Genomic DNA, 15,426 nt, shown 5'->3' on the forward strand with positions numbered 1-15,426 from the left:
CATCAAGCAAGAGGTAAATATGATGACAAGAAAGTCCTCTGTGGCCACCCTGCTGGCCGGGCTCTGTCTGAGCGGTCAGCTGTGGGCCGCCAGCGCCTATGACATCAATCAGGGCTATGGCGGCGGCAGCCAGGTCAGTTTCAACGGTCAGATCTACGAGGCCAAGTGGTATGCCAATCCGGGCCAGAGCCCAGGCGTGCAGGTCGCCAACGAGTGGGATTCTCCGTGGGCCCTGCTGGGGGCGGGCGAGGTGACGCCACCGGGTGACGGGGAGGGCATTGCCCCGCCCGCGCAGGGAGGCAGCGGCGCCGCTGACGGCAGCACCGTCTACCTGAGCCAGAGTGAGCTGGATGCCAAGGAGCATGCGCTCACCGACTTCCCGGCCATGATGGCGGTCAAGGCTTCCATCGCCACCCGCGACAACGCCGTGGTCGAGGCGGTGGCCCCCGGCCTGCCGCTCAACCCTGCCAACGTCAAGCTGGTGGAAGGGCTGCTCAGCGAGTCGCAGTTCAACTTCCTGTTCCCGCTGCGGGCGCCGGAGTACACCTATCGCGGTTTCCTGCAGGCGGTGGCCAAGTTCCCGGCCTTCTGCGGCGACTACAGCGACGGGCGCAACGCCGAGGCCATCTGCCGCAAGTCGCTGGCCACCATGTTTGCCCACTTCGCCCAGGAGACCGGCGGCCACGAGAGCTGGCGCCCCGAGCCCGAGTGGCGCCAGGGGCTGGTGTGGGTGCGGGAGATGGGCTGGACCGAGCAGATGCGCGGCGGCTACAACGCCGAGTGCCGGCCGGATGTGTGGCAGGGTCAGCAGTGGCCGTGCGGCAAGTTCGACAACGGCGAGTTCAAGAGCTACTTCGGTCGTGGCGCCAAGCAGCTGTCGTACAACTACAACTACGGCCCCTTCTCCGAGGCAATGTTCGGCACTGTGCGCACCCTGCTGGACAACCCGGAGAAAGTGGCAGACACCTGGCTCAACCTGGCCAGCGCCGTGTTCTTCTTCGTCTATCCGCAGCCGCCCAAGCCCTCCATGCTGCACGTGATCGACGGCACCTGGCAGCCCAACGCCCACGACCGGCAGAACGGCCTGGTGCCGGGCTTCGGGGTGACCACCCAGATCATCAACGGCGGGGTGGAGTGCGGCGGTGCAGCCGAGCATGCCCAGTCCCAGAACCGGATCACCTACTACCAGGCCCAGGCCCAGTATCTGGGGGTGCCGGTGCCCGCCGACGAGGTGCTCGGTTGCAAGAATATGAAGGTCTTTGACGAGGCCGGCGCCGGCGCCCTGCCCATCTACTGGGAGAACGACTGGAGCTATGTGCCGGGCAACCCCAACGGTGGCAAGAGCTACGCCTGCAAGCTGGTGGGCTACCAGACCCGTTTCAGCGCCTTCAAGGAGCGTGACTACAGCCGCTGCGTGCAGCACTTCTTCCCCGAGGTGGTGATCGAGGACAACGGTGGTGGCACCAACCTGCCGCCGGTGGCCAGCATCAGCGGCCCGAGCGAGGCGCTGGGCGGCGCCACCGTGCTGCTCTCCGGCCAGGGCTCGAGCGATCCGGAAGGCAAGCCCCTCAGCTACGCCTGGACCCTGCCTGCCGGGGCCAGCGCCTCGGATCTGACGCAGTCCACCCTGAGCGCCATCCTGCCGCCGACCCCGACCAGCGACACCCGCTACGGCTTCGTGCTAAAGGTGACCGACGACAAGGGGCTGAGCCGCAGCGCCACCCACGAGATCCTGATCAAGGGCAGCGGCGGTACCACGCCGCCGGATGGCAACCCGCCCTACAAGGAGGGCACTGCTTACAAGGCCGGTGACAAGGTGAGCAACCTGGGCGGCAACTACCAGTGCAAGCCCCATCCCTACACCGGCTGGTGTGCCGGCGCAGCCTGGGCCTATGAGCCCGGCAAGGGCACGGCCTGGAGCGATGCCTGGATCAAGCTGTAACGGCATATCCGCGCAATAAAAAAGGCCCGTCAGGGCCTTTTTTCATGGGGTGAGCGCTCACAGCGGCTTTTGCCACAGGCTCAGCAGCAGATCCTGCTCCAGCTCGTCCGGCCCTTGATGGCTGAAGGCGTGGCGCTGCTCACCGCTGGCGCGCCAGCCGAGGCGGCTGGTCTCCAGGATGAAGCTGCGCAGCCCCTGGTCCATCTGCATGCTGAACTGGCAGCGCAGCTGACTCATGGGGTTGAGGCCGGCCAGGCTCGGCCAGCTCAGCGGGTGCTCCATGCTGACCGGGTTGAGGCTGACCCTCAGCTGCCACTGGTGGCGGGGGCCCGGCTGCAGGTAGAGCAGGTAGCCGCCCGGTGCCAGCCAGCTGACCAGCTGTTCGGTCTTGACCTTGAGATCGTTGACCAGCAGCAGCTGGGCCGTGCCCGGCAGGATCGGCGCGCGGGCCGGATCGGCGATGATGAACTGAGCGTCCGGCTGCGCCTTGTTGGCGGCAAAGATGGTGTTCTTGGCGATGTCGACGCCGGCAAATTGCCAGCCCGGCAGGCGCTCGGCCAGGGTCCGGCAGTAGTAACCCTCGCCACAGCCCAGGTGGATCAGCTCGCGCGGTTCGAGGGGGGCAAGCAGGCTGGCCATCGCCTCGACCAGCGGCAGCTGGTGGCCCTGCTCGAGGAAGTGGCGTTTGGCGCGCATCAGGGCGCGGCTGTCGCTGTCCTTGGGGTTCTTCTTGCCGGGGATGAGATCCAGATAGCCTTCCGGCGCGGGATCAAAGTGGTGCTTGTTGGCGCAGTAGACCCCGCGGGAGGCTTCATGAAGTTGCAGCGGGCTGCGACAGATAGGGCATTGCAGGTGCATAGGATTTCTCTTGGCGAAGGCCATGACGGCAGGGGCGTTCGGGATTATAGGGGAGACGATCAGAAAAGGCTGCCGTGGCAGCCTTTTTTATCCGGCGACCCAGTGCGGGGCCGCCAGTAGCGAGGATCAGCGAGTGCCAAACACCACTATGGTCTTGCCGTGGGCGGAGATCAGCTCCTGCTCTTCGAGCATCTTGAGGATCCGGCCGACGGTTTCACGGGAGCAGCCGACGATCTGGCCTATCTCCTGACGGGTGATCTTGATCTGCATGCCATCCGGGTGGGTCATGGCATCCGGCTGCTTGGCCAGGTTCAGCAGGGTCTGGGCGATCCGGCCGGTCACGTCCAGGAAGGCGAGGTTGCCGACTTTCTGGCTGGTGTGCTGCAGGCGGGCCGCCATCTGGCCGGAGAGGCGCATCAGGATTTCCGGGTTGACCTGGATCAGCTGGCGGAACTTCTTGTAGGAGATCTCGGCCACTTCACAGGAACCTTTGGCACGCACCCAGGCGGAACGCTCCGGGTTTTCGCTCTCCTCGAACATCCCCATCTCGCCCAGGAAGTCGCCCTGGTTCAGATAGGAGAGGATCATCTCCTTGCCTTCATCGTCCTTGATCAAGACGGCCACAGTGCCCTTGACGATGTAGTAGAGGGTTTCCGCTTTCTCACCCGCGTGGATCAGGGTGCTCTTGGCGGGATACTTATGAATGTGGCAGTGCGACAAGAACCATTCCAGGGTGGGATCGCTTTGCGGTTTGCCAATGACCATGAGAATTCCTCTGTAGTGTCTTTTTATGGACTCGTGCGTCCGGGCAAGCTGCCAACCTTGCCATTCCTTGTATTAGTCGCAGTAGGATAAGAGCCTTTGTCTGTGCTGACAAGGCTTTGAGGGCTTTTGCCAGCTCCCCTTGCAACCCCTGCTGCGTTCCGTTCGCCATTGTAGGGAAGATGGGGGCATCAGATGTTGATTTTGATCTAGTTAGTCAGGAAGTTCGTGAAAATGGTGGATATGTGCCGCTGTCGCGTCGTCTGCGGTATGCTATGTCAGTCAGATCTGTCGTCATCAAGAGGAAATGTGAAATGAAAGCCAAGGTCAGCTGGGTGGAAGGCATGCAGTTTGTGGGTGAGAGTGAGTCCGGTCACAAGGTGATCCTGGACGGAGCCAACCCCGGCGAAGGTGCCAGCCCGATGGAGATGATCCTGCTGGCGGTGGGCGGTTGCAGCTCGATCGACGTGGTCTCCATCCTGGAGAAGGCGCGTCAATCCGTGACCGCCTGCCATGTGGAGCTGGCCGGTGAGCGGGCTGACTCGGTGCCGCGGGTATTCGAGAAGATCCACCTCCACTTCGTGGTGACCGGCAAGGGGCTGGCCGAAAAGCAGGTGGCCCGCGCGGTGGATCTGTCGATGGAAAAATATTGTTCAGTTTCCCTGATGTTGGAAAAAGCGGTAGAAATTACCCATAGTTATCAAATTCTTGAAGCCTGATAGCAGTGGCAAAGCCGATCGAATAACACCATGACATAAGGAAAGTGCAATGAAAAAGATGATAGCGTTACTCCCCCTGCTGGGGCTGGCGGCCTGCAGCATGCCGCAACCGACCCAGTACCAGTACAGCCAGTATCAGTGCGGTGAGGAGCTGCTGGCCGTGACCTATGATGCCCAGGCCGACATGGTGCAGTTCCCCTATGCCGGGGTCTATCACAAGCTGGGCCGGGTCGAGGCGGAGTCCGGTGCCAAGTATTCTGACGGAGTGACCACCTTCTGGAATCAGGAGAAGCAGGCCATCCTCAGCCAGAAAGGGGTAACCCTGCTGACTTGCCAGCGCAAGTGATCGTCATGGTGTGATGACAACGGCCTGCTCAATGCAGGCCGTTTTGCATATTGGGGGTCAGTGCGGCAGGGCGTTGAGCATCTTGGCGGCCAGTTGCTGGCTCAGCTGCTGACGCTCCCCTTCGGCGATGGCCACGTCGCTGGCCAGGGAGATGGCGCTGCTCCACACCGCCTGCTGGGTGCGCCGGTCGAGCAGCACGATGGCCAGGGTACCCTTGCGGGCATCGGCCTTGGCCTGCAGCCCCGGCGTCATGCCGAGGCGGGCGAAGATCTCGCCATCGCTCAGATCCTGGCTGCCAGCCACCCCGATGGCGACCCACACATCGGCCTCGTCGAGGGGCACGCTCTGCCACCCCTTGCGCGCCAGCTCCTGATTGACCGTCTGTTGCACCGGCTCCAGCCACCCCTCGGCGCTGTCGCCGGCATACTGGAACTGCTCGGCCAGCGCATAGCGCGGCGTCGCCCCGAAAGGCCAGCTGGTCGCCGGACGCACCACCATGGTGCCCGCTTCCAGGGTCGGCGCGGCCGGGCCGCTGCTGCAGCCACCCAGCAGGGCGGCCAATCCCACAGAGATAAACGCTAACCGCATCATCAGCTCCTTGGCTCAGGTGATCTTGCCGGTTTCAATCAGTTGCTGGATCAACGGGCGCAGGATCAGCTCCATCGCGAAGCCCATCTTGCCGCCCGGCACTACGATGGTGTTCATCCGTGACATGAAGGATCCGTCGATCATCGACAGCAGGTAGGGGAAATCCACCTGCTTGATGCCGCGAAACCGTATCACCAGCATACTCTCGTCCAGACTCGGGATCACCTTGGCACTGAAGGGGTTGGAGGTATCCACGGTCGGCACCCGCTGGAAGTTGATGTGGGTGCGGGAGAACTGGGGGGTGATGAAGTTGATGTAGTCGTCCATGGAGCGAACGATGGAGTCGGTGACCGCCTCGCGGGAATGGCCGCGTTCCGAGGTGTCGCGAATGAGCTTCTGGATCCACTCCAGGTTGACGATGGGCACCACCCCGATGAGGAAGTCCACGTGGCGGGCCACGTTGTGCTCATCGGTGACCACGCCGCCGTGCAGCCCCTCATAGAACAGCAGGTCGGTGTCGCTCGGCAGGTTCTGCCAGGGGGTGAAGGTGCCCGGCATCTGGTTGAAGGGCACCGCCTCGTCGAAGCTGTGCAGGTAGCGGCGATACTGGCCGCTGCCGTTCTGGCCGTACTCCTGAAAGAAGCTCTCCAGCAGGCCGAAGTCGTTGGCCTCGGGGCCGAAATAGCTGATGTGGCGCCCCTGTTCGCGCGCCTTGCGGATCGCCACGTCCATTTCCGGGCGGGTGTAGCGATGAAAACTGTCCCCTTCCACCACGGCCGCCTGATAACCGAGCTGATGAAACATGGAGCGAAAGGCGTTGGTAGAGGTGGAGGTGCCGGCCCCGGACGAACCGGTAACCGCAATGATGGGATGCTTTGCCGACATAGAATTCTCTCTTCCTTGGGAGTTCCGTTATAAAGGCATGTTCCGAGTGCGGTCAAGTGTGCGACCTGACAGTACAACCGCGCAACTGCTTCGCGGGCGTGCCAGCGTGCCTGCACCGGCGGCAGATGCAAAAAAAGGCTGCCGTGGCAGCCCTTGCGATAAACAAAGAGAAAAACTAGCCGGCCTGCTTGTTGCCGGCCGCAGGTTTGATCCCCACCAGCACGGCCCCCAGCAGGATGAACAGCACCCCGAGCGCCTTGCCGGGCTCCAGCGGCTCGGCGAAGAGGGGGATGTTGACCGCCAGCAGGTAGACCAGCGCATAGCTGGTGCTGAGCAGGGGGTAGGCTATGTTGAGCGGGGTGGAGTGCAGCGCCGCCAGCCAGCAGAGCAGCGACAGGGCGTAGCAGCCGACCCCGGCCAGGATCACCAGCAGCGGCAGCGGGTGAGCCAGCATCACGGCAAGATCCATCTGCCAGGTCGGCAGCTGGATCACCCCCCACTTCATGCCAAGCTGGGCCGCCGTCACCAGCAAGATGCTGCTGAGCACGTAGAGATACCCCTTCAGCGCCGATCTTGCAGGGCTGGCCGGTAGTTGGCCCGCCTGCGGATGGTCATCGCTCATAGCAAGCCCCCCAGCAGCAGGGCGCCCACTATGATGGCCCCCACCCCCAGCCAGTTGTGGTAGCTGATCTGCTCGTGAAAGAACAGCCTGGAACCCACCAGCACCAGCACCAGATTGATGCTGAGCATGGGGTAGGCCATGCCGAGCGGCAGCCGCTGCAGCAGGTAGATCCAGAGCAGCATGCCGCAGCCGAGTGCCGCCACGCTGGCGATGAGCCAGGGTGAGCGCAGCTTTTGCCAGTGGTTGCAGGGCCGGTGCTGCCAGCTGACGACCGCCTGCTTTTGCAGCATCTGGCCGCTGCAGGTCAGCAGGCACACCAGCAACAGCAGCAGGATGTCCATCACTGGGCTCCGTGGTAGATGAGCAGGGTCAGCCGGTGGCTGACGATGGTCTCGTCGGCGGGGGGCACGGGCCCGGTGTTGCCGTCGCGATCGGTTTTCATCAGCAGGGCTACCTGACCATTCTTGCGCGCCTGTTCCAGCCAGGCCGGGAAGTCGGCGCGGGCCACGTAGCGCCCCGCCGCATCCGGGTAGCCGAGGCCGTAATGTACCTCGCCCTTGCTGTCGAACAGATTGATCTCGCTGCGTTGGGTTTCCCAGGCGAGGGAGGAGGCCAGTCCGACGTCGTTGGCCAGCAGAGTGCCCGACTTCATCAGCACTGCCTGATTGGCCTCGATGAAGCGCTCCGGCAGCTTGGAGTCGATTAGCGATTGCGGCAGCGCCCAGGGCAGGCCGACAGCCAGCACCATGGGGCAGAGCGCGCTCAGGGTCCAGCGGCGACTGACCTCTTTCAACTGGAGGAAGCCGAGCAGACTCCAGCCGGCGAAGATGACCATGGCCACCGCCAGCGCACCCTGATCCTCCTCGCCATAGACGGCGTGGCTGGGGGCAAACGCCAGCACGGCTAGCACCACCAGGCAGATGAGGCCGAACAGGCCGTTCAGCCAGGCATTGACCTTGAAGGCCCGCTCTTTCCCCTCCTTGAGCAGGTCGACGGCGCTGGCGGCCATCAGCATGGCCAGCGGGGCGAAGCAGGGCAGGATGTAGGTGAGCAGCTTGCCCTTGGCAATGCTGAAGAACAGCAGGGGCAGGATCACCCAGGCCAGCAGGTAGAGGGTTTCCGGGCTCATCTTGCGCTCCTGCCAGCCCTTGCGCAGGGCGCCTGGCAGCAGGCCGAGCCAGGGCAGGGTGCCGAGCAGCCCCATGGGCAGGTAGTACCAGAACGGCGCCTTGTGCTGGGCGTTGTCGGCGGCGAAGCGCTGGATGTGTTCAATCCAGAAGAAGTAGTGCCAGTAGTCCGGTTCGCGCAGGTGCACGGCGATGGCCCAGGGGGCGGCCAGCAGGACCGCACTCAGGATGGCCAGCGGCCCGAAGCGCACCAGTTCGAGCAGGCGGCGCTGATAGATGACGTAGGGCACGATGACCACGACGGGCACCGCCAGGGCGATGAAGCCCTTGGTGAGAAAACCCATGCCGCAGGCGAGGCCGAACAGCAGATAACCACCGACCCGGCTGCCAAGGGAGCCCTCCTTGCGGATGATGTAGAAGCTGACCATGGCGGCGTTGAGCCAGAGGGTCACCATGGCGTCCAGCACGCTGTAGGTGCCGATGCCGTAGACGATCAGCAGCGACAGATAGATGAGCCCGGTCAGGAAGGCCTTGCGCCGGCATTGCCACAACTGCAGGGCAAACCAGCAGATCAGCAGGGCGCTGAGGCCGGTGGCCGCAGCCGAGGCGAAGCGCACGGCGAAGTTGGTGTCACCGAACAGCTGCTGGCTGATGCTGTTGAACCAGTAGCCGGCGATGGGTTTCTCGAAGTAGCGCAAGCCCAGGAAGTGGGGGACGACCCAGTCTCCGGTGCTCACCATCTCCCGGCTGATCTCGGCGTAGCGGTTCTCGTCCGGGCTCCAGAGCGGCCGCTGGTCGAGCGGCAGCAGGTAAAAGAAGAGAAAGAACAGGGGCAGGGCCCACTTGGTCAACGTCATGACATCCTCTGTTGCATGGTGTGATTAGCGCGATGGTTAGTCCTGCCACCCGAGGTGGCGTCATTCATCTCAGGCCTCGGCCTTGCAGCCGAGCCAGCCTTCCCGTCCGGGCAGGGTGCCGCGTACCAGCCGGCCGGTCGGCAGCGTGCTCGGGTCGGATGGTAACAGATCCCCAAGCGGCACGAAGCGGATGCCGCGCGCCCTGGCTTCGCCGAGCAGGGCATCGAACTGATCCGCCATCACGATCCCTTCCACTTCGGCGTGGATGGTGTAGACGTGGGGGCTCTGGGCCGGCGGGGTCGCCAGCTGATCCAGCAGGAAACGGTTGAAACCGTCGACCGTCACCTGATGGCCCACCACTTCGTCGAAGGTGGGCAGGTTGACCGGGATCTGCGGGGTGCCGGGGCTGCCATCCAGCAACAGGGGTCGGAACAGGCCGCTGCCGCGACAGTCGCTGTTGTAGCGAAAGCCGAACTGCTCCTTGGCCTGGGTGGTGAGCGGGTCGGCGCGCCAGCCGGCGGCAGCGGAGCAATCGACTTCGCGCCCCAGGATCTGGTTGAGCGCATCCACCCCGAGCCGGGTCTGACGAGTGAGTTCGGCTTCGTCCCAGCGGGCCGGTGTTGGCTTGCCAGCCGTGGTGATCCCAGGCGTGTAGCCCCACCTCGTGACGGGCGCTGTCGGTGTCGCGCATCAGGGAGCCGAGCTGCTTGCCGATGGACTTGCCGGGCCAGGCGGTGCCGGCCAGCAGGATGTCCAGCCCATAGAGGGATGCTGCGTTGGAGCGCAGCATCTTGAGCAGAAAGCGGGGTTTTAGCAGGCGCCACAAGTGGCGCCCCATGTTGTCCGGTCCGACCGAGAAGAAGAAGCTCCCCTTGACCTGATGCTTGTCGAGCAGTTGCAGCAGGCGGGGCACCCCGTCACGGGTCCCCCTGAAGGTATCGACGTCGATCCGCAGACCTACCTCAGTCATGCTCGACTCCCGTGGTGACCGCCCCTTGCAGGAAGAAGTCCAGGGTGTTGCCGATGGTCTCTTCCATCTCGATGGTCGGTTCCCAGTCCAGCAGGCGGCGGGCATTGGCGATGCTCGGCCGACGGTGGGAGACATCCTGATAGCCGTCACCGTAGAAAGATTTGCTCTCCACCAGTTTGAAGCCGGCAAACGGTGGGAACTGGTCGCGCAGCGGGTGAGCCTCGAACTTGGCGAGCAGGATCTCGGCCATCTGCTGGATGCTGGCCTCGTTGTCCGGGTTGCCGATGTTGATGATCTGGCCGTCGCAGCGGTTCTCCTTGTTCTCGATGATGCGGAACAGGGCCTCGATGCCGTCCTTGATGTCGGTGAAGCAGCGCTTCTGGGCGCCGCCGTCTACCAGCTGGATCGGGGTACCGTCCACCAGGTTGAGGATCAGCTGGGTGATGGCGCGGGAGCTGCCGATGCGGGCGGAGTCCAGGCTGTCCAGACGCGGCCCCATCCAGTTGAAGGGACGGAACAGTGTAAAGTTGAGCCCCTCTTTCTTGCCGTAGGCCCAGATGACCCGATCCAGCAACTGCTTGGAGACCGAGTAGATCCAGCGCTGCTTGTTGATGGGGCCGACGATGAGGCGGGAGCTGTCTTCATCGAAGCTGTGATCGTCGCACATCCCGTACACCTCGGAGGTGGAGGGGAAGATGATGCGCTTGTGGTACTTCACGCAGTAGCGGACGATCTTGAGGTTCTCCTCGAAGTCGAGCTCGAACACGCGCAGCGGGTTGCGGGTGTACTCGATGGGGGTGGCGATGGCCACCAGCGGCAGGATCACGTCGCACTTCTTGATGTGATACTCGATCCACTCGGTATGGATGCTGATGTCCCCCTCCACGAAGTGGAAATTGGGGTGACCGATGAAGCGGTCCACCGCGCTGGAGCCGATGTCGAGGCCATACACCTCGTAGCCGCCATCCTGGAGCAGGCGCTCGGTCAGGTGGTTGCCGATGAAGCCGTTGACGCCGAGGATCAGCACCCGGGTCAGCCGCGCCTTGCGCAGGGCATTGCTCGCCTTGGCGCCGATCTTCATCCCTTCGACCAGCCCCAGTTCGCGGGCCAGCTGGGCGCCGCGCACATAGAGCCCGCCTTCGGCCTGACCGGCCACGATCTCCAGCACCCCTTCACCGCAGGCGATGCGCAGCGGCTCCTGGCTCAGGATTGTGCCCGGCTGCTTGTCGCTCTGCTGGGTCAGCCAGTGGCTCTTCCACACCGTCAGCTTGCGGTCACCGGCGAAGCTGAAGGCGCCCGGGTAGGGTTGGGTGACGGCGCGCACCAGGTTGTGCAGTTCGCGGGCCGGGCGGTGCCAGTGCAGTTCGCCATCGGCCGGGGTGCGGCGGCCATAGTAACTGGCCTTGCTCTCATCCTGCGGGGTGAGGCGGATGTCGCCGGCGCGCAGTTTGGGCAGCTCCTGCTCCAGCAGTTTCCGGGCGGCGAGGCGCACCTTGCCGTGCAGGGTCAGCGCGGTGTCGTCGTCGGCAATGGTGACCGCCTGTTGGGCGACAATGGCGCCGGCGTCGGGCTTGGCTGTCATCTGATGCAGGGTGATGCCGGTCTCGGTCTCGCCGTTGACCAGACACCAGTTGATGGGCGCGCGGCCGCGGTAGGCGGGCAGCAGGGAGCCGTGCAGGTTGAAGGCGCCGACGGTCGGGATGTCGAGGATTGCCTGCTTGAGCATGTTGCGGTAGTAGAAGGAGAAGAGGGCCTGGGGCGCCAGCTCGCGAATGCGCTCAATCCAGAGCGGGTGGTTCACGTCCTCGGGGGAGTAGACCGGCAGGTTGTGCTCTGCGCAGAGCTGGGCGACCGAGCCGAAGAAGCGGTTCTCGCCCGGATCGTCGGCGTGGGTGAAGACGGCCTGGATCTCGTAGCCTGCCTCGAGCAGGGCCTCGATGCCGGTGCAACCGATATCGTGATAAGCAAAGACGACGACTTTCATTGTTCAGCTTCCTGTTGCGAAGGGGTGGTGGCGCTGCGCACGATCTGGTGGATGAAGTAGCGGGGACGGGCGCGCACGTCGGTGTACATGCGGCCTATGTATTCTCCCAGCAGCCCCATGCCCAGCAGCTGCACGCCGACAAAGGTGAAGAGAATGGCAAAGAGGGTGAAGACGCCATCGGCGGCCCAGTCGGCGCCCAGAATGAGGCGCATCAGGATCAGCAGGATGGAGAAGGTAAAGCCGATGCCCGCCACCACGCTGCCGACGATGCTGAGCAGACGCAGCGGGGTGGTGGTCATGCAGGTGACCAGGTCATACATCAGGTTGATGAGGTGCATCAGCCCGTATTTGGACTCGCCGTGGGCCCGCTCGGCGTGGCCCACTTCCAGCTCGATGGTGCGGCGAGCGAAGCTGTTGGCCAGGATGGGGATGAAGGTGCTGCGCTCCTGGCAGCAGAGCATGGCGTCGATGATGTGACGGCGGTAGGCGCGCAGCATGCAGCCGTAGTCGCTCATGTGTACACCGGTGGCTTTTTGCACCGACTTGTTGATGAGCTTGGAGGCGGTTTTGCGAAACCAGGAGTCCTGCCGGTTGCGGCGCATGGTGCCCACCACGTCGTAGCCCTGCATGGCGGCCTCCACCAGGCGGGGGATCTCCTCCGGCGGGTTCTGCAGGTCCGCATCCAGGGTGATCACCAGATCCCCCTTGGCGGTTTCGAAGCCGGCCATGATGGCGGCGTGCTGGCCGTAGTTGCGGTTGAGCAGCACCCCGACCAGCTTGCTGCCCTTAACGGCGGCGGCGTCTCTGATGAGCTCGGTGGAGCCGTCGTGGCTGCCGTCATCGATCAGGATCACCTCGTAATCCTGTGACAGCTGATCGCAGGCGGCGGTGACCCGGCTCAGCAGCGCGGGCAGGCTGGCCTCCTCGTTGTAGACGGGGATGACCACCGAAACCAGCTTGATGTCAGTGTTGTTCACGTTGCATTACTCCAATATGTCGATAAGGGCCGCGACCACTCGGTCGACGTCGGCCAGCGTCATGTCCGGGAAGAGTGGCAGGGTGCACAGGCGTGACGAGTTCCACTCGGTATGAGGCAGGCTGAGGGTCGGGTAGCGTTCGCGGTAGTATTTCTGGGTATGGGCTGCCCGAAAGTGCAGACCGGTACCGATGCCGCGCTCCTGCAGTGCCTGCATCAGCTGATCCCGGTCGAGCCCGCAGCGATCCGGGTCGACTCGCACCATGAACAGGTGCCAGGCGTGCAGATGGGGGTAGTCGGGGACGGCGAGCGGCGCCAGCGGCAGGCCGGCCAGTCGCTCCTGATAGCGGGCCACCAGTTCGGCCCGCTTGGCGTTGAGCTCGGGCAGGCGCGCCAGCTGCACCAGGGCGATGGCGGCGTTGATGTCGGCCAGGTTGTATTTGAAGCCCGGGGTGATCACCTCCGCCTGCGGCTTGCGGCCCAGGCTCATGCGATCAAAGGCATCCACCCCCAGGCCGTGGAATTTGAGCATCCGTACCTTGTCCGCCAGCGCCTTGTCGTCGGTCACCAGCATGCCCCCTTCGGCGCAGGTCAGGTTCTTGATGGCGTGGAAGGAGAAGATGGCAGTGCCGCTGGCGCCGATCCAGCGCTCCCGGTAGCGGGTGCCGACCGCGTGGGCGGCATCCTCGATGACCGGTATGCCGTGTTGGCCGGCCAGTGCCAGGATCGGATCCAGGTCGACCGGGGCGCCGGCGTAGTGGACCGGGATGATGGCTTTGGTCCTGGCGGTGATGAGCGGCGCGATCAGCTCGGCGCTGGTCATCAGGGTATCCGGGTCCACGTCGACGAAGACTGGCTCGGCCCCCAGCAGGGTGATGATGTTGATGGTGGAGACCCAGGTCTGGGAGGGGGTGATCACCTCATCTCCCGGGCCTATGCCCAGCGCCAGCAGAGTGACGTGCATGCCGGCGGTGGCGGAGCAGAGTGCGACCGCGTGCTGGCAGCCGAATGTGTCGCAGAATTGCTGTTCCAGTTCATGATTCTTCGGGCCTGTGGTGATCCAGCCCGATTTCAATACGTCACAGACAGCACTTATCTCGGCATCACCGATGGCGGGCCTCGAAAATGGCAGAAAATCTTGCATAAGAGATCCAACGAAGAATATTAATCAGCGCCCATTAAATTGGGCTCCCCCAAACTGTTTTACTCAACATACGGATATAAAAGCGGGCCTGCAATGGTCCAGAAACAGCTGGTAACAATTAACTGGTGCGGTCATCTTAGGTAATGTGATAAATATTTATAACCCCCCAAACTCTTGTTTTTCCAAATTACATTTTCTCTGACATTTTGGTTGTATCAATATGAACATTACTGTATTTGGAAGTGGCTACGTGGGCCTGGTTCAGGCCACCGTACTGGCTGACGTCGGTCATCAGGTGATCTGTGTCGATGTCGATGAACAGAAGGTGGCAGCCCTGATGGATGGCCAGGTGCCCATCTATGAACCCGGTCTCGAATCCCTGCTGCAGCGCAACATCAAGAGCGGCTCCCTGGTGTTCACCACGGACGCCGTACTGGCCGTCAAGCACGGCGATGTGCAGTTTCTGGCAGTAGGCACGCCACCGGGGGAAGATGGTTCCGCCGATCTGAGCCACGTGCTGACGGTGGCCGAGACCATCGCCCAGTATCGCGATCGGCCCGTCATCATCGTCAACAAGTCGACCGTGCCGGTGGGCACCGCCGACAAGGTGACCGCCAGGGTCAACGCCATCCTGCAGCAGCGGGATCAGTCCTTTTCCTTCGACGTGGTCTCCAACCCCGAATTTCTGAAAGAGGGCTCCGCCATCCAGGATTGCCTGCGGCCGGATCGCATCGTGGTGGGCACCGCCAACGAGGCCTCACGCCAGCTGATGCGCGAGCTCTACGAGCCGTTCAACCGCAACCACGATCGCATCCTGTTCATGGATGTGCGCAGCGCCGAGCTGACCAAGTACGCTGCCAACTGCATGCTGGCCACCAAGATAAGCTTCATCAACGAGATGGCCGGGCTGGCCGAGCGGGTCGGCGCCGATATCGAGATGGTGCGCCAGGGGATAGGCTCGGATCAGCGCATCGGCTATCAGTTCATCTACCCGGGTTGCGGCTATGGCGGCTCCTGTTTTCCCAAGGATGTCAAAGCCTTGCTGGCCACGGCCCAGGAGCTGGAGTACGACACGCCGCTGATCCGGGCGGTGGAGCGAGTCAATGAATTGCAAAAATCGCGGCTGTTTCAGCTGTTGTCAGCGTTCTTCTGCGCCGAAGGGGAGAGCCTGGCCGGCAAGACCATCGCCCTGTGGGGGTTGGCGTTCAAGCCCAACACCGACGACATGCGGGAGGCGCCGAGCCGGGCCTTGATGGAGGCGTTGTGGCAGGCCGGGGCGACTGTGCAGGCCTACGATCCCGAGGCGATGCAGGAGGCCCAGCAGATCTATGGCAACTGTGACAAGCTGCGGTTGATGGGCACCAAGGAGGCGGCGCTGTTTGGTGCGGATGCCCTGGTGATCTGCACAGAGTGGAACCACTTCAAGGCCCCTAATTTTGCCGCCATCAAGCAGGCGTTGCGTTATCCGCTGATCGTCGATGGCCGCAACCTGTTTGATCCGGGCCGGATGAGAGATCATGGTTTTCATTACTACGCCATTGGGCGGGGTGAATCGGTAATGAAATAAAAAGACCATGCCACGCTGCCGCCATGTTTCAGTGCAATGGCTGTACGGTATCTTTCACGCTGAACAAGACTATTTTCGT

General features: G+C 63.2%; 14 protein-coding genes and 1 pseudogene. 4 read left to right on the top strand and 11 right to left on the bottom strand.

Annotation, left to right across the window (positions count from 1 at the left end; translation table 11 throughout):
- Positions 1–19 precede the first annotated feature (19 nt).
- On the top strand, positions 20–1,942 hold the full coding sequence (locus ACPDZI_RS04585) for a glycoside hydrolase family 19 protein (RefSeq protein ID WP_438834096.1): 1,923 nt from the start codon (positions 20–22) through the stop codon (positions 1,940–1,942).
- Between the two features lie 57 nt (positions 1,943–1,999).
- On the opposite strand, the gene ACPDZI_RS04590 is transcribed toward ACPDZI_RS04585, so the two are convergent.
- Entirely contained in the window at positions 2,000–2,800 is an 801-nt protein-coding gene (locus ACPDZI_RS04590) for a putative RNA methyltransferase (RefSeq protein WP_438834097.1), read from the bottom strand.
- Positions 2,801–2,926: 126 nt separating this feature from the next.
- The gene (crp, locus tag ACPDZI_RS04595) at positions 2,927–3,565 is read right to left on the bottom strand and encodes a cAMP-activated global transcriptional regulator CRP (protein WP_011704916.1); all 639 of its coding nucleotides are present in this window, start codon (positions 3,563–3,565) and stop codon (positions 2,927–2,929) included.
- A gap of 311 nt (positions 3,566–3,876) precedes the next feature.
- On the opposite strand from crp, the gene ACPDZI_RS04600 reads away from it, so the two are divergent.
- Both ACPDZI_RS04600 and ACPDZI_RS04605 read left to right on the top strand, forming a co-directional pair.
- Positions 3,877–4,281 (top strand): OsmC family protein, encoded by a 405-nt coding sequence (locus ACPDZI_RS04600; protein ID WP_016349708.1) that lies wholly within the window; start codon positions 3,877–3,879, stop codon positions 4,279–4,281.
- Between the two features lie 49 nt (positions 4,282–4,330).
- Positions 4,331–4,627, top strand: coding sequence for an MliC family protein (locus tag ACPDZI_RS04605; protein WP_011704918.1), 297 nt, complete (start codon positions 4,331–4,333; stop codon positions 4,625–4,627).
- A 57-nt stretch (positions 4,628–4,684) separates the two neighbouring features.
- Here the strand turns inward: ACPDZI_RS04605 and ACPDZI_RS04610 are convergent, their stop codons facing one another.
- From ACPDZI_RS04610 to arnB, 9 genes and pseudogenes are all read right to left on the bottom strand, one after another.
- Positions 4,685–5,215: a DUF4136 domain-containing protein gene (locus ACPDZI_RS04610; protein ID WP_438834554.1), complete on the bottom strand. Its 531-nt coding sequence runs from the start codon at positions 5,213–5,215 to the stop codon at positions 4,685–4,687.
- 15 nt (positions 5,216–5,230) lie between these two features.
- On the bottom strand, positions 5,231–6,100 hold the full coding sequence (locus ACPDZI_RS04615; RefSeq protein WP_011704920.1) for a phosphoribulokinase: 870 nt from the start codon (positions 6,098–6,100) through the stop codon (positions 5,231–5,233).
- Between the two features lie 175 nt (positions 6,101–6,275).
- Positions 6,276–6,722, bottom strand: coding sequence for a 4-amino-4-deoxy-L-arabinose-phosphoundecaprenol flippase subunit ArnF (gene arnF / locus ACPDZI_RS04620; RefSeq protein ID WP_438834098.1), 447 nt, complete (start codon positions 6,720–6,722; stop codon positions 6,276–6,278).
- A complete protein-coding gene (locus tag ACPDZI_RS04625) occupies positions 6,719–7,063 on the bottom strand; it encodes an EamA family transporter (RefSeq protein WP_323967629.1) in 345 nt (114 codons plus the stop codon). Before ACPDZI_RS04625 ends, arnF begins: the two co-directional genes overlap by 4 nt.
- Positions 7,063–8,706, bottom strand: coding sequence for a lipid IV(A) 4-amino-4-deoxy-L-arabinosyltransferase (gene arnT / locus ACPDZI_RS04630; protein ID WP_411637669.1), 1,644 nt, complete (start codon positions 8,704–8,706; stop codon positions 7,063–7,065). Before arnT ends, ACPDZI_RS04625 begins: the two co-directional genes overlap by 1 nt.
- A gap of 69 nt (positions 8,707–8,775) precedes the next feature.
- Positions 8,776–9,676: pseudogene (arnD, locus tag ACPDZI_RS04635) on the bottom strand (4-deoxy-4-formamido-L-arabinose-phosphoundecaprenol deformylase).
- Positions 9,669–11,660, bottom strand: coding sequence for a bifunctional UDP-4-amino-4-deoxy-L-arabinose formyltransferase/UDP-glucuronic acid oxidase ArnA (gene arnA / locus ACPDZI_RS04640; protein ID WP_438834099.1), 1,992 nt, complete (start codon positions 11,658–11,660; stop codon positions 9,669–9,671). The pseudogene arnD and the gene arnA overlap by 8 nt, the downstream one beginning before the upstream one ends.
- Positions 11,657–12,637, bottom strand: a complete 981-nt coding sequence (gene arnC, locus ACPDZI_RS04645) for an undecaprenyl-phosphate 4-deoxy-4-formamido-L-arabinose transferase (RefSeq protein WP_146062080.1) — start codon at positions 12,635–12,637, stop codon at positions 11,657–11,659. Before arnC ends, arnA begins: the two co-directional genes overlap by 4 nt.
- Positions 12,638–12,643: 6 nt before the next feature.
- Positions 12,644–13,780, bottom strand: a complete 1,137-nt coding sequence (gene arnB, locus ACPDZI_RS04650; RefSeq protein WP_263675441.1) for a UDP-4-amino-4-deoxy-L-arabinose aminotransferase — start codon at positions 13,778–13,780, stop codon at positions 12,644–12,646.
- A 220-nt stretch (positions 13,781–14,000) separates the two neighbouring features.
- Here arnB and ACPDZI_RS04655 point away from each other — a divergent pair, with 220 nt between their 5' ends.
- Positions 14,001–15,347: a UDP-glucose dehydrogenase family protein gene (locus tag ACPDZI_RS04655; RefSeq protein ID WP_045790506.1), complete on the top strand. Its 1,347-nt coding sequence runs from the start codon at positions 14,001–14,003 to the stop codon at positions 15,345–15,347.
- Positions 15,348–15,426: the final 79 nt, after the last annotated feature.

Origin of the sequence: Aeromonas oralensis (assembly GCF_049665575.1) — a bacterium.
Lineage (GTDB): Bacteria > Pseudomonadota > Gammaproteobacteria > Enterobacterales > Aeromonadaceae > Aeromonas > Aeromonas hydrophila.

What these genes read in the sequence shown, in the direction of transcription:
- ACPDZI_RS04585 (WP_438834096.1), top strand. Translation starts at nt 20, where the DNA reads ATGATGACAAGAAAGTCCTCTGTGGCCACCCTGCTGGCCGGGCTCTGT.
- ACPDZI_RS04590 (WP_438834097.1), bottom strand. Translation starts at nt 2,800, where the DNA reads ATGCACCTGCAATGCCCTATCTGTCGCAGCCCGCTGCAACTTCATGAA.
- crp (WP_011704916.1), bottom strand. Translation starts at nt 3,565, where the DNA reads ATGGTCATTGGCAAACCGCAAAGCGATCCCACCCTGGAATGGTTCTTG.
- ACPDZI_RS04600 (WP_016349708.1), top strand. Translation starts at nt 3,877, where the DNA reads ATGAAAGCCAAGGTCAGCTGGGTGGAAGGCATGCAGTTTGTGGGTGAG.
- ACPDZI_RS04605 (WP_011704918.1), top strand. Translation starts at nt 4,331, where the DNA reads ATGAAAAAGATGATAGCGTTACTCCCCCTGCTGGGGCTGGCGGCCTGC.
- ACPDZI_RS04610 (WP_438834554.1), bottom strand. Translation starts at nt 5,215, where the DNA reads ATGCGGTTAGCGTTTATCTCTGTGGGATTGGCCGCCCTGCTGGGTGGC.
- ACPDZI_RS04615 (WP_011704920.1), bottom strand. Translation starts at nt 6,100, where the DNA reads ATGTCGGCAAAGCATCCCATCATTGCGGTTACCGGTTCGTCCGGGGCC.
- arnF (WP_438834098.1), bottom strand. Translation starts at nt 6,722, where the DNA reads ATGAGCGATGACCATCCGCAGGCGGGCCAACTACCGGCCAGCCCTGCA.
- ACPDZI_RS04625 (WP_323967629.1), bottom strand. Translation starts at nt 7,063, where the DNA reads ATGGACATCCTGCTGCTGTTGCTGGTGTGCCTGCTGACCTGCAGCGGC.
- arnT (WP_411637669.1), bottom strand. Translation starts at nt 8,706, where the DNA reads ATGACGTTGACCAAGTGGGCCCTGCCCCTGTTCTTTCTCTTCTTTTAC.
- arnA (WP_438834099.1), bottom strand. Translation starts at nt 11,660, where the DNA reads ATGAAAGTCGTCGTCTTTGCTTATCACGATATCGGTTGCACCGGCATC.
- arnB (WP_263675441.1), bottom strand. Translation starts at nt 13,780, where the DNA reads ATGCAAGATTTTCTGCCATTTTCGAGGCCCGCCATCGGTGATGCCGAG.
- ACPDZI_RS04655 (WP_045790506.1), top strand. Translation starts at nt 14,001, where the DNA reads ATGAACATTACTGTATTTGGAAGTGGCTACGTGGGCCTGGTTCAGGCC.